At 62.2% G+C, this 25,094-nt stretch carries 27 protein-coding genes; 10 read left to right on the top strand and 17 right to left on the bottom strand.

Going from position 1 to position 25,094, the window contains the following annotated elements; genetic code table 11:
• Positions 1-104 precede the first annotated feature (104 nt).
• Positions 105-551, bottom strand: coding sequence for a hypothetical protein (locus tag AC1Q6C_RS02585; protein WP_003939681.1), 447 nt, complete (start codon positions 549-551; stop codon positions 105-107).
• Between the two features lie 134 nt (positions 552-685).
• Positions 686-1,924 (bottom strand): MFS transporter, encoded by a 1,239-nt coding sequence (locus AC1Q6C_RS02580; protein ID WP_003940229.1) that lies wholly within the window; start codon positions 1,922-1,924, stop codon positions 686-688.
• Between the two features lie 113 nt (positions 1,925-2,037).
• On the opposite strand from AC1Q6C_RS02580, the gene AC1Q6C_RS02575 reads away from it, so the two are divergent.
• Positions 2,038-2,628 (top strand): TetR/AcrR family transcriptional regulator, encoded by a 591-nt coding sequence (locus AC1Q6C_RS02575; RefSeq protein ID WP_007733425.1) that lies wholly within the window; start codon positions 2,038-2,040, stop codon positions 2,626-2,628.
• On the opposite strand, the gene AC1Q6C_RS02570 is transcribed toward AC1Q6C_RS02575, so the two are convergent.
• Positions 2,586-3,206, bottom strand: a complete 621-nt coding sequence (locus AC1Q6C_RS02570; RefSeq protein WP_230358970.1) for a GNAT family N-acetyltransferase — start codon at positions 3,204-3,206, stop codon at positions 2,586-2,588. The two genes, AC1Q6C_RS02575 and AC1Q6C_RS02570, sit on opposite strands and share 43 nt — an antisense overlap.
• A 57-nt stretch (positions 3,207-3,263) precedes the next feature.
• Positions 3,264-3,848 (bottom strand): TetR/AcrR family transcriptional regulator, encoded by a 585-nt coding sequence (locus tag AC1Q6C_RS02565; protein ID WP_064443857.1) that lies wholly within the window; start codon positions 3,846-3,848, stop codon positions 3,264-3,266.
• Positions 3,849-3,935: 87 nt separating this feature from the next.
• Here AC1Q6C_RS02565 and AC1Q6C_RS02560 point away from each other — a divergent pair, with 87 nt between their 5' ends.
• Positions 3,936-4,322, top strand: coding sequence for a DUF1304 domain-containing protein (locus AC1Q6C_RS02560; RefSeq protein ID WP_230358969.1), 387 nt, complete (start codon positions 3,936-3,938; stop codon positions 4,320-4,322).
• 7 nt (positions 4,323-4,329) lie between these two features.
• Here the strand turns inward: AC1Q6C_RS02560 and AC1Q6C_RS02555 are convergent, their stop codons facing one another.
• The 3 genes from AC1Q6C_RS02555 to AC1Q6C_RS02545 form a co-directional block, all read right to left on the bottom strand.
• On the bottom strand, positions 4,330-4,839 hold the full coding sequence (locus AC1Q6C_RS02555) for a hypothetical protein (protein WP_223304422.1): 510 nt from the start codon (positions 4,837-4,839) through the stop codon (positions 4,330-4,332).
• 301 nt (positions 4,840-5,140) lie between these two features.
• A complete protein-coding gene (locus tag AC1Q6C_RS02550) occupies positions 5,141-5,986 on the bottom strand; it encodes a mycofactocin-coupled SDR family oxidoreductase (RefSeq protein ID WP_020970454.1) in 846 nt (281 codons plus the stop codon).
• Between the two features lie 92 nt (positions 5,987-6,078).
• Positions 6,079-7,995 carry a propionyl-CoA synthetase gene (locus tag AC1Q6C_RS02545; protein WP_003940009.1) on the bottom strand — a complete coding sequence of 639 codons (1,917 nt, stop codon included), beginning with the start codon at positions 7,993-7,995 and terminating at the stop codon, positions 6,079-6,081.
• 178 nt (positions 7,996-8,173) lie between these two features.
• Here AC1Q6C_RS02545 and AC1Q6C_RS02540 point away from each other — a divergent pair, with 178 nt between their 5' ends.
• Positions 8,174-9,445 (top strand): MFS transporter, encoded by a 1,272-nt coding sequence (locus AC1Q6C_RS02540; protein ID WP_230358968.1) that lies wholly within the window; start codon positions 8,174-8,176, stop codon positions 9,443-9,445.
• Positions 9,446-9,449: 4 nt separating this feature from the next.
• Here AC1Q6C_RS02540 and AC1Q6C_RS02535 read toward each other — a convergent pair whose 3' ends face one another.
• The 6 genes from AC1Q6C_RS02535 to AC1Q6C_RS02510 all read right to left on the bottom strand — a co-directional run bounded on the left by AC1Q6C_RS02535 (position 9,450) and on the right by AC1Q6C_RS02510 (position 15,060).
• The gene (locus AC1Q6C_RS02535) at positions 9,450-10,490 is read right to left on the bottom strand and encodes a hypothetical protein (protein ID WP_007733419.1); all 1,041 of its coding nucleotides are present in this window, start codon (positions 10,488-10,490) and stop codon (positions 9,450-9,452) included.
• The gene (locus AC1Q6C_RS02530) at positions 10,487-11,974 is read right to left on the bottom strand and encodes an acetyl-coenzyme A carboxylase carboxyl transferase subunits beta/alpha (RefSeq protein ID WP_003940141.1); all 1,488 of its coding nucleotides are present in this window, start codon (positions 11,972-11,974) and stop codon (positions 10,487-10,489) included. Before AC1Q6C_RS02530 ends, AC1Q6C_RS02535 begins: the two co-directional genes overlap by 4 nt.
• A 94-nt stretch (positions 11,975-12,068) precedes the next feature.
• The gene (locus AC1Q6C_RS02525) at positions 12,069-13,262 is read right to left on the bottom strand and encodes an ABC transporter permease (RefSeq protein WP_007733417.1); all 1,194 of its coding nucleotides are present in this window, start codon (positions 13,260-13,262) and stop codon (positions 12,069-12,071) included.
• A complete protein-coding gene (locus AC1Q6C_RS02520) occupies positions 13,259-14,155 on the bottom strand; it encodes an ABC transporter ATP-binding protein (RefSeq protein WP_003939757.1) in 897 nt (298 codons plus the stop codon). The genes AC1Q6C_RS02525 and AC1Q6C_RS02520 overlap by 4 nt, the downstream gene beginning before the upstream one ends.
• Before the next feature lie 43 nt (positions 14,156-14,198).
• Complete coding sequence (locus AC1Q6C_RS02515; RefSeq protein ID WP_003939943.1) at positions 14,199-14,744, bottom strand: hypothetical protein; 546 nt, start codon at positions 14,742-14,744, stop codon at positions 14,199-14,201.
• Positions 14,737-15,060, bottom strand: a complete 324-nt coding sequence (locus tag AC1Q6C_RS02510; RefSeq protein ID WP_003940147.1) for a helix-turn-helix transcriptional regulator — start codon at positions 15,058-15,060, stop codon at positions 14,737-14,739. Before AC1Q6C_RS02510 ends, AC1Q6C_RS02515 begins: the two co-directional genes overlap by 8 nt.
• A 106-nt stretch (positions 15,061-15,166) precedes the next feature.
• Here AC1Q6C_RS02510 and AC1Q6C_RS02505 point away from each other — a divergent pair, with 106 nt between their 5' ends.
• The 3 genes from AC1Q6C_RS02505 (at position 15,167) to AC1Q6C_RS02495 (ending at position 16,650) form a co-directional block, all read left to right on the top strand.
• Complete coding sequence (locus AC1Q6C_RS02505; protein ID WP_007733415.1) at positions 15,167-15,586, top strand: hypothetical protein; 420 nt, start codon at positions 15,167-15,169, stop codon at positions 15,584-15,586.
• Positions 15,587-15,660: 74 nt separating this feature from the next.
• Positions 15,661-16,074, top strand: coding sequence for a VOC family protein (locus tag AC1Q6C_RS02500; RefSeq protein WP_021332241.1), 414 nt, complete (start codon positions 15,661-15,663; stop codon positions 16,072-16,074).
• Complete coding sequence (locus tag AC1Q6C_RS02495) at positions 16,075-16,650, top strand: TetR/AcrR family transcriptional regulator (protein WP_007733408.1); 576 nt, start codon at positions 16,075-16,077, stop codon at positions 16,648-16,650.
• 12 nt (positions 16,651-16,662) lie between these two features.
• On the opposite strand, the gene AC1Q6C_RS02490 is transcribed toward AC1Q6C_RS02495, so the two are convergent.
• The 3 genes from AC1Q6C_RS02490 to AC1Q6C_RS02480 all read right to left on the bottom strand — a co-directional run bounded on the left by AC1Q6C_RS02490 (position 16,663) and on the right by AC1Q6C_RS02480 (position 19,942).
• The gene (locus AC1Q6C_RS02490) at positions 16,663-17,502 is read right to left on the bottom strand and encodes an aldo/keto reductase (RefSeq protein WP_042451167.1); all 840 of its coding nucleotides are present in this window, start codon (positions 17,500-17,502) and stop codon (positions 16,663-16,665) included.
• A 145-nt stretch (positions 17,503-17,647) separates the two neighbouring features.
• A complete protein-coding gene (locus tag AC1Q6C_RS02485) occupies positions 17,648-19,279 on the bottom strand; it encodes an ABC-F family ATP-binding cassette domain-containing protein (protein WP_064113361.1) in 1,632 nt (543 codons plus the stop codon).
• Positions 19,280-19,345: 66 nt separating this feature from the next.
• Positions 19,346-19,942 carry a class I SAM-dependent methyltransferase gene (locus AC1Q6C_RS02480; protein WP_047270898.1) on the bottom strand — a complete coding sequence of 199 codons (597 nt, stop codon included), beginning with the start codon at positions 19,940-19,942 and terminating at the stop codon, positions 19,346-19,348.
• A 130-nt stretch (positions 19,943-20,072) separates the two neighbouring features.
• On the opposite strand from AC1Q6C_RS02480, the gene AC1Q6C_RS02475 reads away from it, so the two are divergent.
• Positions 20,073-20,921: an aldo/keto reductase gene (locus AC1Q6C_RS02475; protein ID WP_037128502.1), complete on the top strand. Its 849-nt coding sequence runs from the start codon at positions 20,073-20,075 to the stop codon at positions 20,919-20,921.
• 64 nt (positions 20,922-20,985) lie between these two features.
• Here AC1Q6C_RS02475 and AC1Q6C_RS02470 read toward each other — a convergent pair whose 3' ends face one another.
• A complete protein-coding gene (locus tag AC1Q6C_RS02470; protein WP_075834118.1) occupies positions 20,986-22,137 on the bottom strand; it encodes an NADH:flavin oxidoreductase in 1,152 nt (383 codons plus the stop codon).
• A 202-nt stretch (positions 22,138-22,339) separates the two neighbouring features.
• Between AC1Q6C_RS02470 and ctaD the strand changes: the two genes are divergently transcribed.
• Genes ctaD through AC1Q6C_RS02455 form a run of 3 tightly spaced genes read left to right on the top strand, consistent with a single transcriptional unit; the run spans position 22,340 to position 25,088 of the window.
• On the top strand, positions 22,340-24,094 hold the full coding sequence (gene ctaD, locus AC1Q6C_RS02465) for an aa3-type cytochrome oxidase subunit I (RefSeq protein ID WP_046379038.1): 1,755 nt from the start codon (positions 22,340-22,342) through the stop codon (positions 24,092-24,094).
• A 45-nt stretch (positions 24,095-24,139) separates the two neighbouring features.
• Positions 24,140-24,613 carry a MarR family winged helix-turn-helix transcriptional regulator gene (locus AC1Q6C_RS02460; protein WP_003939892.1) on the top strand — a complete coding sequence of 158 codons (474 nt, stop codon included), beginning with the start codon at positions 24,140-24,142 and terminating at the stop codon, positions 24,611-24,613.
• A gap of 55 nt (positions 24,614-24,668) precedes the next feature.
• Positions 24,669-25,088: a DUF5313 family protein gene (locus tag AC1Q6C_RS02455; RefSeq protein WP_042451127.1), complete on the top strand. Its 420-nt coding sequence runs from the start codon at positions 24,669-24,671 to the stop codon at positions 25,086-25,088.
• Positions 25,089-25,094 lie beyond the last annotated feature (6 nt).

Genomic DNA, 25,094 nt, shown 5'->3' with positions numbered 1-25,094 from the left:
CCTGGTCGTGCGGGGCTGCGTTCAACAATCCCCGCGCGCCGGACGAATGTCCAAGAACAAGTGCGTCTGAGAGGCAGATGGATTACTTATGACGACTGCTGCAGTCACACCGCACTGAGGTGGTACCCGACGCTCAGGTTCGGGTAGTAGCCGTCGATGTAGCTCGAGATGAAGTAGTGATCAGGGTCGGTGGTGCGAGTTCCGTCGGTGTCGAACTGCGGATAGTCGTTGGCCATGAAGACTGCTTGTCCGCCGTCGGGAGTGGAATAGACGACGTCGACCGTCAGGCCGCGCGGGTCCTGGTTGTATGCCGTGACGATCTCGGTCTCGTGAGGCGCGAGCGACTGGCGTGGGCTCTGCATCCACTGTCCGTAGGGGTTGTCGGCGCCTTCGAGATGAATTGTCTGTTCGGTGTCGTTGCTGATCGTCATCGTGATGCTGTTGCCGGTTGTGGGAAGGGTTCCGGCACTGGCGATTCCGCTCAATCCCAACGTGAGGGCGCCGGCGGCCAGAGCTGTGATTGCGGCAACTACGTAGCGTGGGTTCGTCATCGTCGGTGTCCTTTGTCCGGGTGAGCGTTCGGTTGGCTCTCTCGAAGACAACTATGTCGGAGCAGATCGATGTCGTATGTCCACTCCCCGGACCCTGTGCAGGCGGAACGGTGTGTCCACCGATCGGGGGACACCTACTCCGACACCGAGACGGCTTCGACCTTTCGCTCGCCGGTGACCAGCAGTCCGATCAGTGCGGCTGCCGCGAGCACCATGACGAGTGCTCCGTAACCACGCGTCGTATCCACCAATCCGACCTTGCCGACCAGGTAGCCGGCCAGCAAGGCGGGAAGACTGTTGGCCAGATATGCGATGACGTAGACGGTGGACAACAAACCCGCGCGTTCGTGGTTCTCGGCCAGCGGCATGACGGTGAGGATAGTTCCTTGGAATCCTGCTCCGAAGCCGATACCTGCAACAGCCGTACCGACCAGAATCAATACGGCAGAGGATGTTTCAGCACCGATGAGTGTGACGGCCACCCCGAGCACCAAGGCGGTGGTTCCGATCAGCATCACGGTCCGGCCGCCGAGTTTGCGGAAGGTGAGTACTGCTGCCGCTCCGAATCCTGTCAGTGTTGCAACCATGATGGCACCGATGAGGGAGCTGTGAACGTCAAGTGCGTTGCGCGCCAATGCAGGTCCGAGTGAGAGGTAGAAACCTCCCAGCGCCCAGACCGCGATCAGGCACGGTGCGGTCAGGGCAATCATCGTGCGCGCCTGACGAGGAACGGCCAGTGTGGGGCGCAGGGACTGCCAGGCTCCGGGGCGTCCGCCCGAAGTCTCGGGAGCGGCCCATACTCCGAAGATCTCGAGAATGACAAGCACGAGAAGGACCAGGTAGACAGTGCTGGTGGGCCGGGGCAGGTGCTCGCTGATGAGGCTCGAACCCACTGCTCCGACTGCAAGCCCCATCGTCGGAGCGACGCTGTTGATGATCGATCCTCGGCCCGGAGTGCGTTCGAGGTCGATCAATGCCGAACCCAGAGCACTGATTGCAGCGCCGGTGGCAACACCCTGTACGACCCGGGCGATGAGCAGGATGGTCAAACCGTCGGCCGAGGCGAACAGTGCGAGCGAGACTGCCTCGAGCGCGAGTGCTCCGAGCAGGACCGGGCGCCTGCCGATGTGATCGGACAGGGATCCGGCGGTCAGGAGCGTGGCGAGCAATGCGAGAGCGTAGATGCCGAACACGAGCGTCGACGCGAGCGAGGAGAATCCCCACAACTGTTGATAGTGCTCGTACAACGGTGTCGGGGTCGCGGATGCGCCCAGGAACGTGGCGATGATGACGGCGATGAGTGTGAAAGCGACGCCTCGCCCAAGGCGTGGGCGTGAAGTGCTTTCGGTCTGTGGTGAAACGGTCGTTGTCATTGTCGTAGCGCTTCCCGTGCGGGTGGTGAAGACTTCAAACGCAAATACTTTGCGTTTGGGACGCTACGCCTGGCCGTAGCCTAATGCAACATCTTTGCGTTAGTATTGGATTTATGAGTCCGTCCGCAGGTCCGCGCCCCGGTGGCCGTAGTGCGCGCATCCAACAGGCCGTGCATGCGTCGGCGCGCAAGTTGTTGGAACAGCGTGATCGAGCCGAGATCACGGTGCCGATGATCGCGACCGATGCGGGAGTGACCCCGTCGACCATCTATCGGCGGTGGGGTGACATCAACGAAGTCTTTGCCGACGTCTCGATCGAGAGATTGCGCCCGGACGCCGACCCGCGTGAAACGGGCTCGCTCCGAGGGGATCTGACGATTTGGGCGCAGGAGTACCTCGAGGAGATGTCTGCGCCTGTCGGTCGTGCTTCGTTGCGTGACGTGTTGATGAGCGACGATCAGACGCATGCACCGGACGGTACGAAGAAGTTCAAGTGTGCCTTCTTCTGTCGGACGCAGATCGACGTGATCCTCGCGCGTTGGCCGGAAGCTGCCGGCGTGGATGGTGATTCGGTGGTCGACCATGTAGTGGCGCCGATCATCTACCGAATTCTGTTCGACCTCGAACCGGTCGTGCCGCAGCGAGTTGCGGAATTGGTGGATCAGACGCTTGCCCTCGCGGCGCGGGTCGTTGCCGAAGGCTGATCGCTACGTAGTCGGGCGTGGACGTGCATGTCGTGCCAGCCGTCGGCGTGCCTGGCGGAGCTTCGTCGAACACCTTCTTCGCTGAACCCTGCTTTGGTGGCGACTCGGCACGATCGTGGGTTGTGGATCGAGTGTGCGAGTTCCAATCGATGAAACCCTACTTCGCGGAATGCCCACTCGGACAGTGCGGTTACAGCCTGGGTGCACAGTCCGCGGCCGCGCGCCGCTGGGGTCACCCAATATGCGAGCTCGGCAGTGCCGTCCCACAAATTCACCCCCTTTGCTGCGATTCGGCCGAGGAGTTCATTTGTCTCGGGAGCGGCGATCGCCCAATGGCATTCGGATTCGCTTGCCCACCCGTCTCTCCACTGGGTGAGCCAACCCCGTGCTTCGTCGATCGAGTCGGCGCGGCGGATGTGCCAACGCTGAATCGACGGATCGCGAAAGGCTTCCATGACGGCCGGTGCGTCGTCGCGGGTCCAGGGTCGGAGAATCGCGGAAGTCCCCACGCGGATCGAGGGTTGGTCCATCCCCTCGAGAGAGCCAGTGGCGATCGCGGGCGTAGTCAACTTGGGCACGTGAAGCATCATCGCCTACCCGCCTGATGGCGGGCAATGGCGTGAGCTTTCCGGTCATTATCCCTGCCACTCTGCGTTCAGTCGGCGCGCAGATTCCAGAGTTGCGATGGCCTCTTCGGTGTCAACTCGTGCGAGTACCAATGCACTTACCGTGCAGGAGAGAAGGATTCGAGTGCGATCTGAGAGCGTGGCGTCTGTCTCGGTTGGAAACGCGGCGTGTAATCCACTGTTGATCGCGTCGGCGAGCTCTCGGCGGTAAGCGCGGATCACTGCGGCCACCGCATCGTCGTGCGCGCCGAGTCCGGCAGCCGTATTGAGAAGTAGGCAACCGCGCCGAGGTGAGTCGGCGGTCATGGTGCCGATCGCGTGCGCAAGCGAGGAAAGGTAGTCGTCGACGGCGTCTGCCCCGGGATTTGTCGTGAGGCTGCGCAGACGTGGCCGGATGACATGGTCGAGGTACAGCTGCACGGCGGCGTCGAACAATCCGCGCTTGTTGGTGAACGAGTTGTAGAGACTTGACCGACTCAGCCCCGTCGCGGATTCGAGGTCGCCGAGTGAGGCGCCTTCGTATCCGCGTGCCCAGAAAACGTCCAAAGCGGCAGCGACCACGGCTGTTGTGTCGAATTCTTGTGATCTGCCCATCAAAGCCTCGCTCTTTCTGTATCGTTCGGTCCAGTATATATTGGACCGAACGATACAGAATTCACTCGAAGCAACAGGAGCTCAACGATGAACGTCGCCGGCTACATCGTCGCGGGACTGGCCGCAGCAGTGCACGTATACATTTTTGTCCTCGAATCGATTCTCTGGACGGCCCCGAAGACCCGCGCCACGTTCGGCGTGAAGTCCGAGGAAGAGGCGATCACCACGCAGCCGCTCGCCTTCAACCAGGGCTTTTACAACCTTTTCCTGGCGATCGTGTCGGCGGTCGGCATCGTGATTGCGGCGACCGGCTCCGCGTCGGTCGGAATTGCCCTCGTCCTGGCAGGCGCAGGATCGATGGTTGCCGCGGGATTGGTGCTGATTCTCTCGTCTCCCGACAAAGCCCGCGCAGCCGTCGTGCAGATGCTTTTCCCAGCTATTGCCGTTGTTCTGCTGGTAATCCACCTGCTTTGAGTGGTCTCTATCCGCCGCCGAGCACCAGTGATTCGATCAACGCAAAAGCCCCGTTGAGTGCTCCGCAATCGAAGGCTTCGGCCAGGGCGTAACCGATGACAAGTTCGTCGGTGCTCGGCGTGCTCGACCAGACTGCGTCGGTCTGTCTGGGATCGGATTCCTCGTTCTTGGAGAAGTGCCCGATCCGCAATCCGTCGCGGGTGAATGCACTGTTCGCGTCGTCGACTGGGGCGAAGTTCAAACTCACGCCGTCGACGAGTGCCGAGACAGAGTACGAGCGACGGGACAGAAACCCTTTGCCGACAGTGAGTTCGACTTCGTCGCCACCGACAGTGAAGAACAAGTCGGCGGCGGCGCGCGTTCCGATGGGTGTGCCTTCACGGCGCGGGGCATCGACTCGACGCGTCAACAGAGCGTGTGAGTTGCCGTTTCGGACGTCGACGACCCCCGTGTCGACATCGAACGAGATCTCGACTTTTCCGTGAATCGGGTCCATTACGGCGTATTTGACCGTCACTGTGCCTACCCCCTGTAAGTGTGAACTCGGGTCCATAATACGTGGTGGGAGCGTTGCCCAGTATGCCCGAATCCAAAAAAATAGTGCCGAATGACGCGCGTTTGCGGCCAAATGCTTCTACGCTGGGTCTTGGGTTTGTTGCGCATCCCACAACGGTTTTTCCCACACCAGACGAGGAGCGCCTATGAGGTTGTCGACTACTTGTTCTGTTGCTACGAAGGCTTGATCAAGCCGGAATTGCCTCTGCCGGATGGTGCTCGAGACCCATCCGGCAGAGGCAATTCTGCATCAGTTCGGGCCTTCAGCCGCCGGCGAATTTTTCCGAGGTGCCGAGATCGATCGGCAACGCGATGCCGGTGATCCCGCGCCCGGCCGGCCCCACCAGATAGAACACCGCATCCGCAATCACTTCGGGGTCGACCCACGGGTGGGGCAGCAGATTCAGCTTCGACATGATCGGAGCGGTATCGGCGAGGACAGGATTCTCCAAGTCTGGACGGAACGCACGAACCATCGGTTCGTTGTCGATCATCGTCGTTCGCACATTGCCCGGGTGTACGGAGTTGACTCGGATGTCCGCCCAGCCGAGTTCGTTGGCCAGAGACTTCGCCAACCCCCGAACGGCGTGCTTGGACGCGGAGTAATGTGCAATCCCCGGCACGCCTCGAAGCCCGGCCATCGAGCTGATCAACACAATGGATCCACCTCGATTGCCGTTCATGATGTGCGGAATCGACACCTTGGTCGTCAACCAGACGCCGGTGACGTTGATGTCCATCAGCTCGCGGAACTCTTCGGCGCTCAGGTCCCAGGACAATTTCGCCGACGCCGCGATTCCCGCGTTGGCGATCACGATGTCCAGTCGGCCGAGTTTCTCGACTCCGGCGTCGACCGCTGATTTCAGGGCATCGAGGTCGCGAGTGTCCGCGACGGATGCGACGATACGCCGGCCCTGAGCTTCGACCAGGGCGACGGTCTGGGCGAGGTCGGCTTCGGTGGCCATGTCGTACCCCGCCGTTGCGACCGGCGCGCAGAGATCCACCGCGATGATGTCCGCGCCCTCGGACGCGAGCTTGACGGCATGCGCGCGCCCTTGACCACGCGCCGCTCCGGTGATGAATGCGACCTGACCGTCCAAATTGCCCATCGAACTTCCCCTGCCCGTGTGAATCGCCGAAACTGGAACGTGTTCATACTGCTACGTCCGGAGGCAGACAGACAGGGGAATTCGCTGAATCCTTATCCGCGAAGGAGTTTGGACAACTCGTCCAATACGCTCGCGTCCTCGATGGTCGACGGGACCGTGTACTCCTCGTTGTCGGCGATCTGCCGCATGGTCTTGCGGAGGATCTTGCCGGAACGAGTCTTCGGTAGTGCGGCGACGACGGTGACGTCCCGGAACGTGGCGACGGCACCGATCTGGTCTCGCACCCGCGCGACCAGTTCCTGTCGGAGTGTTTCGGGATCGATGTCGACGCCGGACTTGAGCACGACATAACCGCTCGGCCGTTGCCCCTTGAGTTCGTCGTGAATGCCGATGACCGCGCATTCGGCGACAGCCGGGTGGCCGGCGACGACGGCCTCCATGCTTCCGGTCGAAAGGCGATGTCCGGCAACGTTGATCACGTCGTCACTTCGTCCGAGCACGAAGACGTAGTTGTCCTCGTCGATGTACCCGGAGTCGCCGGTGAGGTAATAGCCTTCGAAAGTCGACAGGTAGGACTTCACGTACCGGTCCTCGTCACGCCACAGTCCGGCGAGTGTTCCGGGAGGAAGCGGCAGGCCGATCACGATGTTGCCCTCGGTGCCCGGACCCACGAGTTCGCCCTTGCCGTCGACGATTTCGACGCGGTATCCGGGGCAGGCGACGGTGGGTGAGCCCGCTTTGATCTCCATGGGTTCGAGGCCGCGCAGATTCGCGCATATGGCCCAACCGGTTTCTGTCTGCCACCAGTGATCGACCACCGGGCGATCGAGAATCCGAGTAGCCCACTCGTAGGTGTCGGGATCCAAGCGCTCGCCGGCCGCGAAGAGTGTGTCGAGCGACGAGATGTCGTACTTGGCAAGCTCTTTTGCGTCCGGGTCGGCCTTGCGGACCGCGCGGATCGCTGTCGGAGCGGTGAAGAGTGCCGACACGTTGTATTCGGAAATGATGCGCCAGAACGCACCGGCGTCGGGGGTGCCGACGGGCTTGCCTTCGTACATGACCGTCGTGGCTCCGGCGAGCAACGGTCCGTAGACGATGTAGGAGTGGCCGACCACCCAGCCGACGTCGGAGGCGGTCCACCACACCTGTCCTGGGCTGATGTCGTACAGATTCTTCATGGTCCACGTCAGCGCAACGGCATGGCCACCGTTGTCCCGGACGACGCCCTTGGGCTTACCGGTCGTTCCCGAGGTGTAGAGGATGTAGAGCGGATCCGTCGCGGCGACCGACACCGGGTCGGCCGGGGTGGCGTCGGCGATCAGCTCGTCCCAGTCGAACCAGGCTGCGGCACTTGACTTGTAGTCGGAAGCTGCACCGGGAATCTGCTCGCGATTCTTCACGATCACGGTGTGCGCGGGAGTGGCGGACAGTTGCAGAGCCTTCTCGACCATCGGCAGGTACTCGATTGTTCGTCCGGGTTCGAGGCCGCCGGACGCCGTCACGAGCACCACTGGACCGGCGTCGTCGATACGGGTTGCGAGCTCCTTGGCCGCAAAGCCGCCGAACACCACCGAATGCACCGCGCCGATTCGCGCACACGCGAGCATCGCGATCGCAGCCTCGGGGATCATCGGCATGTAGATGATCACGCGGTCGCCCGCCACCACACCCTGATCTTTCAAGACGCCGGCGAAGAGTGAGACCTGCTCGAGCAATTCGGCGTAGGTGTACGTGGCCTTGGTGGGGACCATCGCGGAGTCGAAGATCAACGCGGTCTGATCGCCGCGGCCGTCGCGGACGTGCCGATCGAGGGCATTGAAGCTGGTGTTGAGCGAAGCATCCGGGAACCAGCGATAGATCGGCGCGGCAGAGTCGTCGAGAGCCTTGGTGGGGGCGACATCCCAGTCGACGGCCCGCGCAGCGTCGAGCCAGAACTTCTCCGGCTGATCCATGCTCTCGCGATATGCGTCGGCATACGTGGTGTGGGACGCCTGCTCGGAAGAGCTCATCGACGTGTGTCCTCTCGTGAACTTCGCTTACCGGTGACCTGAAACACCTTAGGTCACCGTCAGTGCGGTGCGCCTCAGTAGCGGTGCGGGTACCGTCCCTTTGCGCCGGGCGGGCCTGTCCCGTCGGCCAGTGGCGCGCAGGGGTGGGATAGGGCAGGGACTGAAAGGGGGGATCGATGTGACAGGTGCAGCGCAACGCGCAGGCTTCTGGGGAGTCCTCGCTCTGCGTGACTTCCGACTTCTGTGGACCGGCGACGCAGTCAGCGGTATCGGAAACGGTGTCACGACCGTCGTACTGCCGCTGATCGCGCTTCGCGAACTGGACGCGAGTAGCTTCCAGATCGGTGTGCTGGCATCAGCAGTGTGGTTGCCGTGGTTGATCGTCGGACTACCAGCCGGTGCCTGGATCGACCGACTGCCTCGGCGCCCGATCATGATGATCGCGAACGCTGCGTGCGCGCTGTTCTTCGCGAGCCTCGCGATCGCCGGCTTCCTGGAGGCGATGACATACGGCCACCTGCTCCTGGTCGCGCTGCTCACCGGTACAGCCACCGTCTTCTTCCAGGCGGCCTATCACTCGTATCTCCCCACGGTGCTCGCCGAAGCGGATCTTGTCGAAGGGAACTCGAAGATTCAGGGCGCCGAGGCCGCAACTCGGGTGATCGGCCCAAGCGTCGGTGGGCTGGTGGTTGCAACTGTCGGGCTCGCGGCCGGTCTGGTTGTCGACGCGTTCACGTTCGCCTTCTGCTTTGTATGCATCTGGCTGATTCGTGTGCAGGAGACCGTCCATCGCGGACAGAATCAGCGAGAACCGTTGCGACGCCAGATTGCGCTCGGACTGCGATTCGTCGCCGGTGATCCGTATCTGCGGTCGATCGTCGTCTACGGCACTCTGCTCAATTTCGGTCTCACCGGGTACTCCACGATCCAGATCGTGTTCCTGGAAAAGACGGTTGGCGTGGGGGAGTTCGGACTCGGGCTTCTCCTGGCGATTGCCGGGGTGGGCGGAATTGTCGGATCGATGATCGCGCGCCCGCTCGGCCGCAGATTCGGCACTGCCCGAAGCGTTCTCATCTGTCAGTTGGTGACGGGACCGTTCATCCTGTTAGCACCTCTGACGACGTACGGTGCCGGCCTGTTCTGGTTCTGCATCGGCGGCATGGTGATGGTTGTGGGCGTCGTGTCGTGCAACGTGGTGCTCGGCAGTTTCCGTCAAAGTTACTGTCCGCCGGACCGCCTCGGACGAGTGGTGGCAACGAGTATGTTCCTGCTGCACAGCAGCATTCCGCTCGGTGCGCTGACGGCAGGCTACCTCGGCGACGCAGTGGGACCGCGCGGGACGATGTGGATCATGGCCTGCCTGATCGCGCCGTGCGGATTGGTCCTGCTCTTCAGCCCGCTCCGCGGGATCCGCGATCTACCGAGTCGGCCTGCGGTCCCACTGCGGTAGAGGATTACTGCGGTAGAGCTGCGGCGGACTCTTCGCTTCGAATCGCGATGCGAAGTGTCGCGAGCATGAACAGTGACACTGCGAAACCGAAAAGCGCGCCGAACTGGTCCTGCGTGAACAGATAGACCTGCGTCACCAGGAGACTCACGATGAGGGATGCACGCAGGAGTCTCAGGGCTCGCAGGTACGGACCGCGGAAGAGGAACCACACTCCCAGAACCACAAGAACTCCGGTTGCGACGGTGGAGATCTGGACCACCAGGTCGGAGACGTCGTCGGCCTCGACGACGTTCTCGGAAACCAACGCGTAGATCACCTGGACAATCGCCAGAAGAGCCTGCAGTACGAACAGGGTCAGTACCAGTCGGCGGACGACCCGGTGCCGGAGCAGTTCCTCGGCACGGTGGAAGAACGCGTTGCGGCCACGAGTGATCTTCGATTCGATACCGCCGGTCGGCGGAGTCTGTGAATGCAGGCCGGCTTTGATCGAATCGACGAGGTCGGTGAGGCTGCGGTCTTCGACGCCGTCGAGTACGCGGAGGGCGTGGTTGTACTGGATCTCGTCGAGCTGACCGAGAGCGAGGTCCGAGAGCGCTCGCGCCCCGATGGCGAGCCGATGACGATCATTCATTCCGCGCCGAATCACCACCTCGCGCGCGGCAAGATAGAAGAGAACGAAGACGACGTACATGATCGCGATGGCAGGCTGGTAGAAGTAATCGACGTCGGCGGTGACGAATTTTCCGACCTCGTCAATGAAGAGACCGAACCCGATTCCGCCGACGAGCGTGGCCAGGTCACGCGTACGAGAGCCTTCGGTGATGGCGGTCGCCACGATGGCTACGGCCATCAGCAATCCGCCCCAGAGAACGTGTGCGATGTGGAGGGCGCCGCCCCCGATCTGGGGATAGCCCGTTGCCGCCAGATATGCGCGGGTGATCAGCACGGTGGCGATGCCCGCGAACAGGAACAATTCGAAACGAGCGAGTGCCGCGCGGTCGTAACTGTGCGGCAGCGTCAGCGCATTCCGGTCCTTCGTCGTCATTGCGGAACTCCCAGGTTTCGATAGCGCGCGATACGGGAGGACTGGCGATCGGTGTCCGACTCTTCGGCAAGCACGAAGAGTTCGTGCGCTATCGCAGCCCCTACCCTCTTGGAGAATTCCACGGGTTCGTCGGCCGCGTCAGGCGTTTCGGGAATGATCGCGTCGATCACGCCGTCTCGAAGCAGATCCAACGAACGAATGCCCTGCGCTGCCGCCATCTCCGGTGCGTGACTGATGTCGCGATGGACGATCGCGCTTGCGCCTTCCGGCGGCAGGGGAGCGAGCCACCCGTTCTGTGCCGCGAGTACCCGATCGGCGGGCAGCAGCGCGAGCGCCCCGCCGCCTGTTCCCTGGCCGAGCAACACCGACACTGTCGGGGTCTTCAGCGTCACGAGGTCGGCGATGCAACGGGCGATCTCAGGGGCCAGTCCACGTTCTTCAGCTTCTTTGGACAGCGACGCGCCCAAAGTGTCGATCACGAGGACAAGCGGGAGTTGTAGTTCTTCGGCAAGTTTCATGCCCCGTCGCGCTTCCCTGAGCGCGGCCGGTCCCATCGTGGTGAGCGCGGATTGGCCACTGCGGTCCTGGCCGAGCAGGATGCACGGAAAGCCTCGGAAGCGGGCGAGCGAGAGCAAGATCGTCTTGTCGGTTTCACCCTGCCCGGTGCCGCTGAGCGGTACCTGTTCAGTTGCGGCATGGCGGAGCAACTGCCGGATGCCGGGTCGATCGGCCCGGCGCGAGAGCATCACCGACTGCCAGGCGGGAACATCGGGAATCTCGGGTGAGGGAATCGGGTCCGTGGCCGCCGGGGCCGGGGGATCGGTGAGCACGCACAACGCTCGGTTGACCAGCAGACGGAGGCGGTCGACGGGGACGACGCCGTCGATCACGCCGTTGCGATACAAGTTTTCGGACGTCTGGATACCGTCGGGAAACTTTTCGCCGTACAGGGATTCGTAGACACGGGGTCCGAGGAATCCCACCAGAGCACCGGGTTCCGCGACGGTGATGTGGCCGAGGGATCCCCACGAGGCGAAGACCCCGCCGGTGGTGGGATTGCGCAGGTAAACCAGGTAGGGTAGGTGTGCCGCTTTGTGAACAGCCACTGCCGCAGCGATCTTCACCATCTGAACGAACGCCACGGTGCCCTCCTGCATCCGCGTTCCGCCGGAGGTGGGCGAGGCCAGCAGCGGGAGTTGTTCTGCCGTAGCACGTTCGACAGCGGTCACGATCCGCTCGGCTGCAGCAACTCCGATCGAACCGGCGAGAAAGCTGAATTCACAGGCAATTACCGCGACCCGACGTCCCCGAACGGTACCGACACCGGTGACGACGGACTCGTCAACTCCGCTCTTCTCGCGGGCCTTCGCCAGGTCTTCCGCGTATTTCGCGCCAGGTCCGACGTCGACGGGCGGGGAGTCCCAAGAGACGAAGCTCTCGGGATCGAGTACCGCAGTGAGTAGTTCTTCGGCCGAGATTCGCACAACGTCCTCCAAGTAAGCAGCACCCCGTCCAGGATGAACCTACCTGGGCGGGGTGCTGCCGTGATCGTGTGGTGTCAGTTGTGCGCCGGATAAATCAGCGTCCGAACGCCTCTTTCCACGAAACGACCTTGCCGATACGAAGGATGGAGCGCTGGTAGATCTTTGCCGCGATCATCGACAGCGCAGCAGTCACGACCAGCATCAGCAGAATCGTTCCCACGATCTGGAACGGAGAAGCAACACCGGCGGAAATGCGCAGGGGCATGAGGATTGCCGAGAACGGCGGAATCCAACTCAACACGTTGCTCAGGGTTCCTTCTGGATTGCTCACCGAAACGAAAGCCACGCTGACCATTGCCATGACGAGCAGCGCGAGAGGCATCGCGGTGGCGTTGACGTCCTCCTGTCGCGAGACCATGGACCCGGCCGCGGCGTACAGCACGGCGAAGAAGAGGAAGCCGAGAATGAACCACCCGAGAGTGCCGAACAGAACGCCGATTGCGGTGCCCGTCACGGTCAGGACGCCCGTCGCCAGTCCGGTGGCGACGCCCGCGACGGCATAGGCAGCCATCTGCATCAAGCCGACAGCACCGATTCCGAGAACCTTGCCCCACAACAACTGCAGTGGACGGAGAGTGGAGAGCAGCAACTCGACGACACGGCTGGACTTCTCCTCGACGACGCCCATCGCCACGTACGTTCCGAACAACAGGATCTGCATGTACAGGAGCACCACAGCAGCGATCGACATCGCTATACGTTGGCCCTGTTCGGGATCCGGGGGATCGATGGCATCGATGGTGACCACTGCGGTGGACGTGGCTTCGGCGAGCTGAGCCGGGTCGATCCCCGCAGCGGAAAGTGCATTCGATTGTGCCTGCTGTGCAACGGAACTCTCGATGACGGCCCGCAGATTCGTGGCTACTTCCTTCTTGGTCACGACAGTGACGCCGCCGCCCGATCCAGCGATCACGGCCACGTCGAGGTCGCCGTCCTTGACTTGATCACGCGCGGTGCCGTCGTCGGAAACCTCCGTTACCGTCACCGGATTTCCGAGGGTGTCGCCGATGGACACCATCGTGGCACTGAGTGATTGGTTGCCGACCAAGCCGATCTTCGACTTGTCCTCGTCGCCGCCGGAGAAGAGCGAGAAGGCGATGATGCCGCCGATGATCGCGACCAGAATGATGACGTTGCTGATCACAAAACTCTTCTTCGAGATCTGCGTCATGAATTCGCGTCGGGCGACCAACCCGATGGCTCGACCTCCGCTCAACTGGTTGCTCATGCGGCTACTACCTCTCGGAACAGATCGGTCAGTGACGGACGTCGTAGCGTGAACTCGTGCACCGGTCCGGTTTTCAATGCTGCGTGCAGGATCTGCTGATCGTCGGCCGTGCCGTCGACGCTCAGGAGCGTTCGGCCGTCGAGGTGGCTCAGTGTGGTGACACCGATCAGATGGTGTGCCCAACCGACCGGCGCGTCAGGGGCGAAGACTTCGATTCGGCCGTCGCCCTTGCCTCGTAGCTCGTCGACGGTTCCGATCTCTCGCATGCTGCCGCGGCTGATGATGCCCACGCGATCGCACAGGCGCTCCACCAGATCCAGCTGATGGCTGGAGAAGATTACGGGAACGCCGGTGCGAGCCTTCTCGACCAGCACGTCACTCATGACATCGACTGCTACGGGGTCGAGGCCCGAAAACGGTTCGTCCAGAACGAGTACCGATGGGTCGTGAACCAGCGCCGCCGCGAGCTGCACACGTTGCTGATTACCGAGGGACAGGGAATCGACGGTGTCCTTGACGCGTTCGGCGATGCCCAGACGTTCGGTCCACCGCTCAGTGGCCGCGTGCGCGTCGGCCTTCGACAGTCCGTGTAGCTCGGCCAGATAGGAAAGTTGCGCTCCCACCTTCATCTTGGGGTAGAGGCCGCGTTCCTCCGGCATGTATCCGATAGTGCGACGCACGTCGAGGTCGACGGGTTTGCCGCCGAGGCGAACTTCTCCCGAATCTGCTCCGAGCACACCCAGCGCAATGCGCATCGTGGTCGTCTTGCCGGCGCCGTTGCTGCCGACGAATCCGAAGATCTCGCCTGGGCGCACTTCGAAACTCAGGTTGTCGAGTGCGACGACGTCGCCGTAGCGTTTCGAGATGCCGTCGATCGTGAGGGTGGCTGACATGGGTCCTTCCCATCGGTCGAGTGGTGCGCTTCGGTAATACGGGTCAGAGATCGAACTCTTCCGAATCAATCGGATCCGGGTCTGGATTGGTCCACGAGAGAATCATCGCGGGCGTGCACGCGCCGATCAGCATTGCAGTCAGTGCCAATAAACCTCCCGTGTAAGGCAGCCTCTCTACATTCCACTGCACCGACGAGGTGAAAATGAGGAAAATGGCGACAATGAAGACCAACGTTTGGGTCACGCTGAGCCCGACGGAGCGAGCGTCGTTGCGTTGCTGGATCTCCCATTCGTCCAACGCCTGCCGCGGAGCATCCCCTTGCCGGCCCGACACGATTTGAAGTGAGGACCACGTCGGCAGGAACAGCAGGGTGAGGACCGGCCATGCCACGGCGAAGAGCGGATTGAACAGGCATGCTGTGCTGACGGCAACCATCGTGGTGAACAGGACCGCCAGGGCGACGACGAGTACGCGCCGACGTCGACGGGTTCGCCAATTCGGGAGCCAATGTCGGAACGTCTCCTCGTTCTGCAGGAACCGCCGAGTGCGGTGGGCCTGGTAGCGGTCGATCAGATTTGATTCAGGCACTTGGCTTTTCACTCCCCTCGGTAGTGCGGTCAGATCGGTAGACCTCCGTCGACGGTGCATTCCGGTAGACCTCCGTCGACAGCGGCCCGAACTCTGTCCGGGAGAACACCGCCTCCACCGGGAGGTCGAACACCCAGCAGATTCGGAATGCAAGATCCAGGCTGGGGTAGTGGTCACCGCGTTCGAGTGCCCCCACCGTCTGCGGATTCACGTCGACGAGTTGCGCAAGCTGTGCCCGGCTCATCTTCCGCTCGGCGCGAAGCACTCCGATGCGATTGAAGATGGGGAGCGCGTCTCCCCGCCGGACTGGGCTCATGCATCAAAGTGTTGTAAAAACCCAACAATTTGTCAACACGAACCGCGATTGTTCCGCTTCTGGGGCGTGCCGGCGGATAAGGTTCGGGCAACGGAAGGGGCTTGGCATGGTGGTCGAACAGTTGGTGCTCGAAGAGTCCGGCCTGGTCGTGCAGGTGCGCGAGGATGGTAGCTACTGCGTGGGACCGCAAGGGCGCGAAGCGGTCTGGCGCGATCCGATGGAGAAGGGTGCAGTCATCGGTATCGGGCAGCACACTCCGGGGGATGTGGAAGGCGAATCGTGGTGGGTCGTGTACGGCCAGTCGGACATCGGGGCGGACGTCACCGTTCGACTCGAGGACGGGTCGCACGTGCCGGTTTCGCGCCTCGGTGAGATCTTCGCCAGTGAATGGGTGAGTACCCCGCAGCAGGCGTTGCTGTACCGGTCCGATCGCCCGGTGGAGTCGCAGCCCACCAAACTGTCTGTGCTGTTCGCCAGGCCGAAATTCATGCCCAAGGCGGCGTTTCCGGAGAATGATCGCTTGTAGTTGCAGCGAGCTGCCGTCGGGAGGCTGGCAGCCATCTTCTCGAAACATTACGGTACGTACTGTACTGTTGTGGAATGACAACTTGGCCGAACGACCTCGCAGTAGTGCAAGTGCGCGTAGCGCGACCCACCGACAGGCTCGACGACGTGATTGCGTTCTATCGCGACTGTCTGGGATTGCCAGAGCTCTACCGGTTCTCCGGTCATGCCGGGTACGACGGAATCATGCTGGGTCTGCCGGATTCGAACTATCACCTCGAATTCACGACCCACGAAGACGGAAGCCCATGCCCGGCGCCGACGCAGGACAACCTGTTGGTGCTCTACTTCGCCGGCGAGTCGGCGATGTACGAGGTAGTTCAGAGGTTGGGGGAAGCAGGGCACGAACCCGTTGGCGCCGAGAATCCGTACTGGGAGGAGAATGCGGGGATGACTTTCGAAGATCCCGACGGCTGGCGTCTGGTGCTCATGCCGCGGCCGGTGCTGTAGATGGTGCGCGCCCGCGACGAGCGGATCGACGACGCCGTTCTGGCGGCAACCCTGGAGTTGTTGGGGGAGAACGGATATGCGGAGCTGTCGATCGGTTCGGTGGCGACGAGAGCGGGCGTGCATCGACCCGCCATCTACCGGAGATGGCCGTCGAAGCGGCATCTGGTGGTCGACGTTGTCGTGGCGCACATCGGTACTGATCCAACGCCGGACACCGGCGATCTCAGGGCAGACCTGGTCGCCGGCATCACGACATTGGTTGTGGGACTGAGTGAAACGGTAGTCGGTCGGATCCTGCCCGCGTTGGTCGCGGATCTGGCGGCGGACCCGGAATTGGCGCGGGATTTCCAGTCGGCATTCTTTCAGCCTCGACGCGATTCCACTGCGGCAGTGCTGGAATCGGCGCGGCTACGCGGCGACATACGGAGCGACTTCGACCTGGACTTCGTCCTGGACGCGCTGGCGTCGCCGATCTATTACCGAGCGTTGTTCCGTCACTTACCGCTGGACGCGCTCCTGGCCGAGCAGTCCGTCGATTCTGTGCTGCTGACGTTGACTCCCCACGAAAATTCTTGAAGCCGTTTCGATTCAGTTCAATTCGACTGGATCAGGCCCGACACGGCTGTCGGTGTTCAGCGCTGCGATGGTCGCTGACTCGTCGGCATCGAGTGCGAAGTCGAAGATTGCGGCGTTGTCGCGCATGCGTGCAGGCGTGACCGACTTCGACAGAACGGTGTGACCCTGTTCGAGATGCCAGCGCAGAATTATCTGTGCCGGGCTCTTGCCGTGTGCTGCAGCAATTTTCCCGATGGCCGGGTCGTCGAGGATGGTTCCCTGTCCCAATGGGCTCCAAGCCTCGATTTCGATGCCGCGACTTCGCGCGTACTCCCGTGACGCGTGCTGTTGCAGTCTGGGGTGCAATTCGATCTGGTTGACGGCCGGGGTGATCGAGCTGTGCTCGGCCAGCAGTTCGAGGTGCTCGGGCAGGAAGTTGGACACACCGATCGCCCGGGTGCGGCCGGAGGCGAGAATTTGCTCGAATGCCGCCCAGGTCTCGACGAACAGGCCCTTTGCCGGCGCGGGCCAGTGAATCAGATAGAGGTCGACGTAGTCGAGTCCGAGCTTGTCGAGGCTGGTGTCGAAAGCGGCGAGTGTTCGGTCGTGGCCCTGATCGTCATTCCACAGCTTGGTGGTGACAAAAAGCTCTGACCTAGGGATATCCGAACCTGCGATGGCGCGGCCGACCCCGGCTTCATTTCCGTAGATCGCGGCCGTGTCGATGTGGCGGTAGCCGATCTCGAGAGCTGCGGCAGTGACCTCTTCGGTCTGTGCGTCCGGTACCTGGAAAACGCCGTACCCGAGTTGCGGGATGGTGATCGGCTCGCCGGTGGTTCCGTGAGTCAGTGTGCGGTCGGGGATCGACAACATTGAAGAGTGCCTTTCGGGACTGGGATGTGGCAGCTCGACGGGGGATCATGTCATCCGCGGGCCACCTGTGCCGCGCATGCAACTATTGCGTGCGCCTGATAAATAGTTGCACACGCGGGTTGTCTGCGCAAGCAGAGTCGATCGGCTACTCCTCGAAGAGCTGTCCGTTCTCCATTCGCCACCGGCGCGTGCTTCGGGTGGACTGCAGCATGCGTCGATCGTGAGTGACCAGAAGGAGGGTTCCCTCGAACGACTCCATTGCCTGCTCGAGCTGTTCGATCGCCGGAAGGTCGAGATGGTTCGTCGGCTCGTCCAGTACCAGTAGGTTCACGCCGCGAGCCTGGAGCAAAGCAAGCGCAGCCCTTGTTCTTTCGCCGGGGGACAGGGAAGCGGCAGATCTGAGTACGTGGTGTCCGCGCAGGCCGAACTTGGCGAGGAGAGTGCGGACATCGGCATCGGGCCAGTCCGGAACCTGTGCCCCGAAGGCCTCCACGACTGGTTGATCACCTTCGAACAATCCACGCGCCTGATCGATCTCACCGATCGCGACACCGGAACCCAGCGACGCGATGCCCTCGTCCGGGACGAGTTTGCCGAGCAGGACGTTGAGGAGGGTGGTCTTGCCTGCCCCGTTCGCGCCCGTGACGAGAATTCGATCGCCCCAGTCGATCTGCGTCGTGACCGGACCGAACGTGAACTGACCGCGAGTTACCTTGGCGCCGTTCGTGGTTGCGACAACGGAACCGGACCGCGGCGCCGCCGCGATCTCCATGCGAAGTTCCCACTCCTTGCGCGGTTCCTCGACGACTTCGAGTCGCTCGATGCGGCGTTGAGTCTGGCGGGCTTTCGCGGCTTGCTTCTCCGTCGACTCGGTCCGCAATCCGCGTCCGAACTTGTCGTTGTCCTTGGCTTTACGACGCGCGTTGCGGACGCCGTGTTCCATCCAGTTGCGCTGCATCTGTGCGCGATCTTCGAGATCGGAGCGGGTGCCTGCGTATTCCTCGAACGCCTCGCGTGCGTGCTGGCGGGCGATCTCGCGTTCGGCGAGGTACGACTCGTAGCCGCCGTCGTACACGGCGATGTCCTGTTGTGCCAGATCGAGTTCCACGATTCCGGTGACGGTGCGCGAGAGGAACTCGCGATCATGGCTCACGACAACCAGTGCTGCGCGCGTCTCGGCGACAAATCGCTCCAACTGCTCGAGACCGCGTAGGTCGAGATCGTTGGTGGGCTCGTCCAACAAGAGAATGTCGTAGCGCGAAAGCAACAGTGACGCGAGGCCGGCGCGCGCGGCCTGACCGCCGGACAATGCCGTCATGTGAGCATCGAGTGGAACTCCGAGACCGAGTTCTTCGACCACCTTCTCGGCGCGCTCGAGCAGGTCGGCGCCGCCGAGAGCGAGCCAGCGTTCGAGAGCCGGGGAGTACAGATCCTCTTCGGCTTCGGCCAGGGTTTCGGCTGCGGCGTTCATGACTTCCTCGGCGTGGGCGACGCCGGTGCGGCGGCCGAGGAACTCGAGGACGGTCTCACCCTCGATGCGATCGGGTTCCTGCGCGAGGTAACCGACCGCAGCATCCGGCGGGCTGAGGATGATCGAACCTTCGACGTCGGCAGTTCCGATTCCGGCCAGTGCGGTGAGAAGCGTCGACTTGCCGGCGCCGTTCGCGCCGACGAGGCCGATGACGTCGCCGGGGGCAACGGTGAGGTCGAGGTCGGAGAACAGGGTGCGTTCTCCCCGGGAAGCAGAGAGGCCGCTGATGCGCAGTGTTGCAGTCACCTGAGAAGTATCCCCGGTGCTGTGCGCCTTTATTAACCGCGGGCGGTGAAGAAGGGCCCACAGCAGTCAGCCACGGACCAGGTGATACCAGCACGGATGTGCCGCACGGACCGGAAGTGGCGATTCACTCACGTCCGCGGCCATGCTCGAGGCCATCGACCAACCGTCGAATGCTCGCATGACGTCCTCCTCCGAGACGCCGTGTGGCATCGGCCAACGGTGCCCCGGTCCGAATGCGAACATCACCATGGACGCCCTGGGTGCGGTGATCGCGTTGACCGACCTCCCGTAGTCCCGTCGTTGATGATCGGTGAGCCCGTGAAAACAGCCGATGTCGAGCACCAGCATGTGCCCGCCGTCGACAGCAATGTGCAGGTCTGCCGCGTCCTCGTGGAGGAACCGGACGTCGACGTGTGCTTCACGCGCGTGTATGCGCGCTTTGTCCAGCGGTTCCTGTTCGGCGTCGACGCCGGTGACGTGCCAACCGCGTTGCGCCAGCTCGATGGAATGGCGTCCGGTGCCGCAACCGATATCGAGTGCACGGCCACCTTCCGGGACGGGAATCGCATCCAGAAGGCCGGACAGTTGAGCGTCGAACCCGTGCCCGGTGTGCTCCCACGGAGTGACACCGACCTTGTAGGCGAGACGATATGAAAGATTCATCGCTCTCTCTTTTCTCGAGGCGATTCCAATACTTGTCTTCCAAGGTAGACCGGCATTTCGGGCGGTACAAGGGCACTGCCCGGAGGTTCGGCGGGGAATGCCTCCCGGCCCTCGCGCGTTGGATCCATATATGACCGAGACCAACGATGTGACCTCTGTACCGACCATTGTTCTGAACGACGGTAAGACGATCCCCGCACTCGGATTCGGTGTGTTCCAGGTTCCGGACGACGAGACGCAGGAGGCCGTCTCCACAGCCCTGAAGACCGGCTACCGCAGTATCGACACCGCCAAGATCTACGGCAACGAGGTGGGCGTCGGCCGCGCGATCGCCGAATCCGGCATCGCCCGCGAAGACCTCTACATCACGACAAAACTGTGGAACGACGACCAAGGCTACGACTCGACGCTTGCGGCATTCGACGCCAGCCTCGACAAGTTGGGTCTCGAGTACCTCGACCTGTACCTGATCCACTGGCCGGTTCCGTCCAAGGACCTGTACGTCGAGACGTTCAAGGCATTCCAGAAGCTCAAGGCCGACGGACGGGTTCGATCCATCGGCGTCTCCAACTTCACCATCGAGAACCTCGAGCGCGTCATCGGCGAAACCGGTGAGGTGCCGGTCCTCAATCAGATCGAGCTTCACCCCAAGTTCAACCAAGCCGAACTGCGCGCCTTCCACACCGGCAAGGGAATCGCGACGGAAGCGTGGAGCCCGCTCGGACAGGGAACCGTTCTCGGCGACCCCGTGATCACCGCTATCGCCGACGCTCATGGCGTCACCGCGGCTCAGGTGATCATTCGCTGGCACCTGCAGATCGGAAACGTGGTGATTCCGAAGTCGGTGACCCCCGAACGTATCGCCGCCAACTTCGATGTCTTCGGATTCGAACTGACACCGGAACAGATCAACGCGATCGGTGCTCTCGACGACCCGGCCGGCCGCATCGGCCCCGACCCGGTCACGCTCGGCAGCTAGTACTTCCGGCAGACCCACAAACGGCACTCCCACAATTGCGGGAGTGCCGTTTTGTCGTGCGAGGTCAGTTCAGGTGTGTGCGATGTTCTGCGGTGAATGCGATGTGCTCGTCCGCGCGTCCGGTGCGGAGCTTCTCGACCCACTCGGGATCGGCGAGCAGCGCGCGCCCGATGGCAACCATGTCGAATTCACCCCTCTCGTACTGAGCTTCGAGACGCTCCAGTCCGGTGACAGCAGATGCAGCTTCGCCGGTGAATGCCGTCGTGAACACGGAATCGAGTCCGACCGAACCGACGGTGATGGTCGGCAACCCGGTCAGCTTCTTCGTCCAACCGGCGAGGCCGAGTGTGCCGTCTTCACCGTCGAGTTCAGCGAATGCCGGTTCCCAATGACGCCTCGTGGACGGATGCAGAACGTCGACGCCGGCGTCGACCAGGGGAGTGAGGATGCGGCCGAGTTCTGCCGGGCTCTGGGCGATACGAGCGTCGTAATGGCCGGACTTCCACTGCGAGAATCGGTAGACGATCGCGAACTCGGCCCCGACGGCCTCTCGGATTGCGGCGACGACCTCGGCCGGGAAACGGGTGCGGGCCTCGAGTGATCCGCCGTATCCGTCGGTTCGGACATTGGTTCCCGCCCAGAGAAATTCGTCGAGCAGGTAGCCATGTGCTCCGTGCAACTCGAGACCGTCGAAGCCGGTGTTCTTCGCGTTGAGTGCGGCGTCGACCCACGACTGCTTCAAGTCGTCGAGGTCAGAGGTGGTGAATTCTCGTCCCAGGCGGGTGCCGTCCAGTGCCAGGCCGGAGGGGCTGACGGTTTCGACCTCGGGGTTCAGGCGCGAGTTCTCGCCGCGTTCGACTCCGAGGTGCCACAGCTGAGGAATGATCGATCCGCCTTCGGCGTGGACGGCGTCGACAACCGACTTCCAGCCACCCAGGCTCGAATCGCCGTAGATGCGCGGTACGCGGGTGTGCGGGCCGGCTGCCGGGTCCGGGATGTACGTGCCTTCGGTGATGATCAAGCCGACACCACCTGCTGCGCGACGACGGTAGTACTCGGCTACGTCGGCGCCGGGGATTCCGTCCGGCGAGAAGGCGCGCGTCATCGGGGCCATGGCGAAACGGTTACGCAACGAGAGTGATTTGACCTCGAAAGGCTCGAAGAGGCCGCGCAACGCGGAGGCCTCGGGTGCTGTCGATGTGTCGGGAAGAGTCACGGGTTTGTTCAACGCGGCGGACCCTCGACCTATTCCGCCGCCTGACTTTATCTCACCGAAATCTGCAAAAGGTTGCGTACGTTCGGTTTTCGATAGATGCTCACGTCGGCCACACTTAGTTTGTGCATTAACTATTAACATGCGATATGGTCGTGCGGAAAGTTCTTGAGGCGGTATCGAGCACGAAAGAGGACGCGCGAGCATGACGACAACGGTGCCGGACGAGCGGACCGGAGAGTTGGAGCCGATTCCGGAGCGGCCGTACCCGAAGCGCCGTGATCCCAAGGGGTCGTGGATGTTCGACATGATCAAGACCACCGATCACAAGAAGATCGGGATCATGTACATGATCACGGCTTTCGTGTTCTTCCTGATCGGCGGCCTGATGGCCCTGTTCATGCGTGCGGAACTGGCTGTCCCCGGGATGCAGTTCCTCTCGAACGAGCAGTTCAACCAGTTGTTCACCATGCACGGCACGATCATGTTGCTGCTGTATGCGACGCCCGTCGTTTTCGGCTTCGCGAACTACATACTTCCGCTGCAGATCGGTGCCCCGGACGTGGCGTTCCCGCGTCTGAACGCATTCGGGTTCTGGCTCTTCACTTTTGGTGGTCTCATCGTTCTCGGCGGATTCCTCACGCCGGGCGGCGCTGCCGACTTCGGTTGGACCGCGTACACCCCGTTGTCGGGTGCGGTGCACAGTCCCGGCGTCGGCGCCGACCTGTGGGTCTTCGGTCTGACGGTCGGTGGCCTCGGCACCATTCTCGGTGCGGTCAACATGATCACCACCGTGATCTGCCTGCGCGCACCAGGTATGACGATGTTTCGGATGTCCATCTTCACGTGGAACATCTTCATCACCAGCATTCTGATCTTGATGGCGTTCCCGCTCTTGACCGCTGCGTTCATGGGTCTGTTCGTCGACCGTCATCTCGGTGGGCACATCTTCGACCCGGCGTCGGGTGGAGTTCTGTTGTGGCAGCACCTGTTCTGGTTCTTCGGTCACCCCGAGGTGTACATCATCGCGCTGCCGTTCTTCGGCATCGTCTCGGAGATCTTCCCGGTCTTCAGCCGTAAGCCGATCTTCGGGTACACCGGATTGGTCTATGCGACACTGGCGATTTCAGCTCTGTCGATCGCGGTGTGGGCTCACCACATGTACGCGACGGGTGCTGTTCTCCTGCCGTACTTCTCGTTCATGACGTTCCTGATCGCCGTGCCGACAGGTGTGAAGATCTTCAACTGGATCGGCACGATGTGGAAGGGGCAGTTGACCTTCGAGTCGCCGATGCTGTTCTCGGTCGGCTTCTTGATCACCTTCCTCTTCGGTGGTCTGTCGGGTGTCATTCTCGCGAGCCCGCCGATCGACTTCCATGTCACCGACACGTATTTTGTCGTCGCCCACTTCCATTACGTGGTCTTCGGTACGGTCGTGTTCGCCACGTACGCCGGTATCTACTTCTGGTTCCCGAAGATGACCGGTCGCATGATGGACGAGCGTCTCGGCAAGTGGCACTTCTGGACCACGTTCGTCGGTTTCCACGGCACGTTCCTCGTTCAGCACTGGCTCGGCGGCGAGGGGATGCCGCGTCGCTATGCCGACTACCTGCCCTCGGACGGGTTCACGGTGCTGAACTCGGTGTCCACGATCTTTGCCTTCGTGCTCGGTGCCTCGACGCTTCCGTTCATCTGGAACGTTTTCAAGAGCTACCGCTACGGCGAAGTTGTCACCGTCGACGATCCGTGGGGTTACGGAAACTCGCTGGAGTGGGCAACCACCTGCCCGCCGCCGCGTCACAACTTCACCGAGTTACCGCGCATCCGCAGTGAACGTCCGGCGTTCGAGCTGCACTACCCGCACATGGTGGAGCGAATGAGGGCGGAAGCGCACGTGGGTCTCACCGGGCAACCCACGTCGACGTTGGAGAAGAGTGACGATCGTCGCCAGATTGATTAGTGCAATAATAGTTGCTGCACTAATTAATCTGATAACATCGGATTCATGACGACGAAGGCTCCGCAGACGCAGATGGATGATCCGCTGGCTCTCGACCGGCAGGTGTGCTTTGCACTTGCGGTCGCGAACCGGGCGGTGCTGTCCGTCTACCGGCCACTGCTCGAGCCGATGGGCCTCACGCATCCCCAGTACCTGGTGATGCTGGCACTGTGGGGAAAGTCGCCGATGGCGGTCAAGGAAATCGGGCAGGCACTGCAACTCGATTCGCCGACGCTGTCGCCGCTCCTCAAGCGACTCGAGGCGTCCGGGCTGATCACGCGAACCCGTAGCCGCGCCGACGAACGGCAACTGGACGTGGACCTCACCGAAGCCGGTGTGGCACTGCGCGCGGAGGCGGAGAAGATCCCGCCGGCGGTTGTCGCGAAGCTCGGCGTCAGCCTCGCCGAACTCGAAGAACTTCACAACGTTCTGACGCGGGTCAACGAGGCCGCGCTCCGCGCCGGAGCCTTGGACCAATGAGAGAAATGTGATGACTGCATCCGAAAGAAACGTGATGACTGCGTCAGTACCGTCGATGCGTACCGAACAGGTGACTTCCGTGACTTCCAAAAAGCAACGTACGAGCCCGAATCCTCTTCAGTGGTTGGGTTATTCAGTGGGGCGCAAACTGCCCGATTCGATGCAGGACTGGGTACGAAACGACCTGATCGGTGACTGGGCCGTGCCGCGTCACCTGATCCGAAGCATGGTGCCGTTCATTCCAGTGTTCGCGGCCTTCATGCTCTTCCCCGGGCCGTGGGCCCTGCGGGCATCGATGGTGCTGCTCGGAGTGCTTCTGGCACTGTTCTATTCGGTCTCCTACATGGCTCAGAACAGGTCGCGCCGCCTCGAGCGTCACGGTTTGCCTTCCGACCTCGAGAACCCGAAGAAGATCTCGCGCCACGACGCCGAGAAGGCCGCCTACGAGAAGTTGCACGGCGGCCCCGCGACGTAGACACCT

It is taken from the genome of Rhodococcus sp. MT28 (assembly GCF_058792695.1).
The sequence above is the reverse complement of the archived record's forward strand: the minus strand, read 5'-3'. Positions and strand labels throughout refer to the sequence as shown.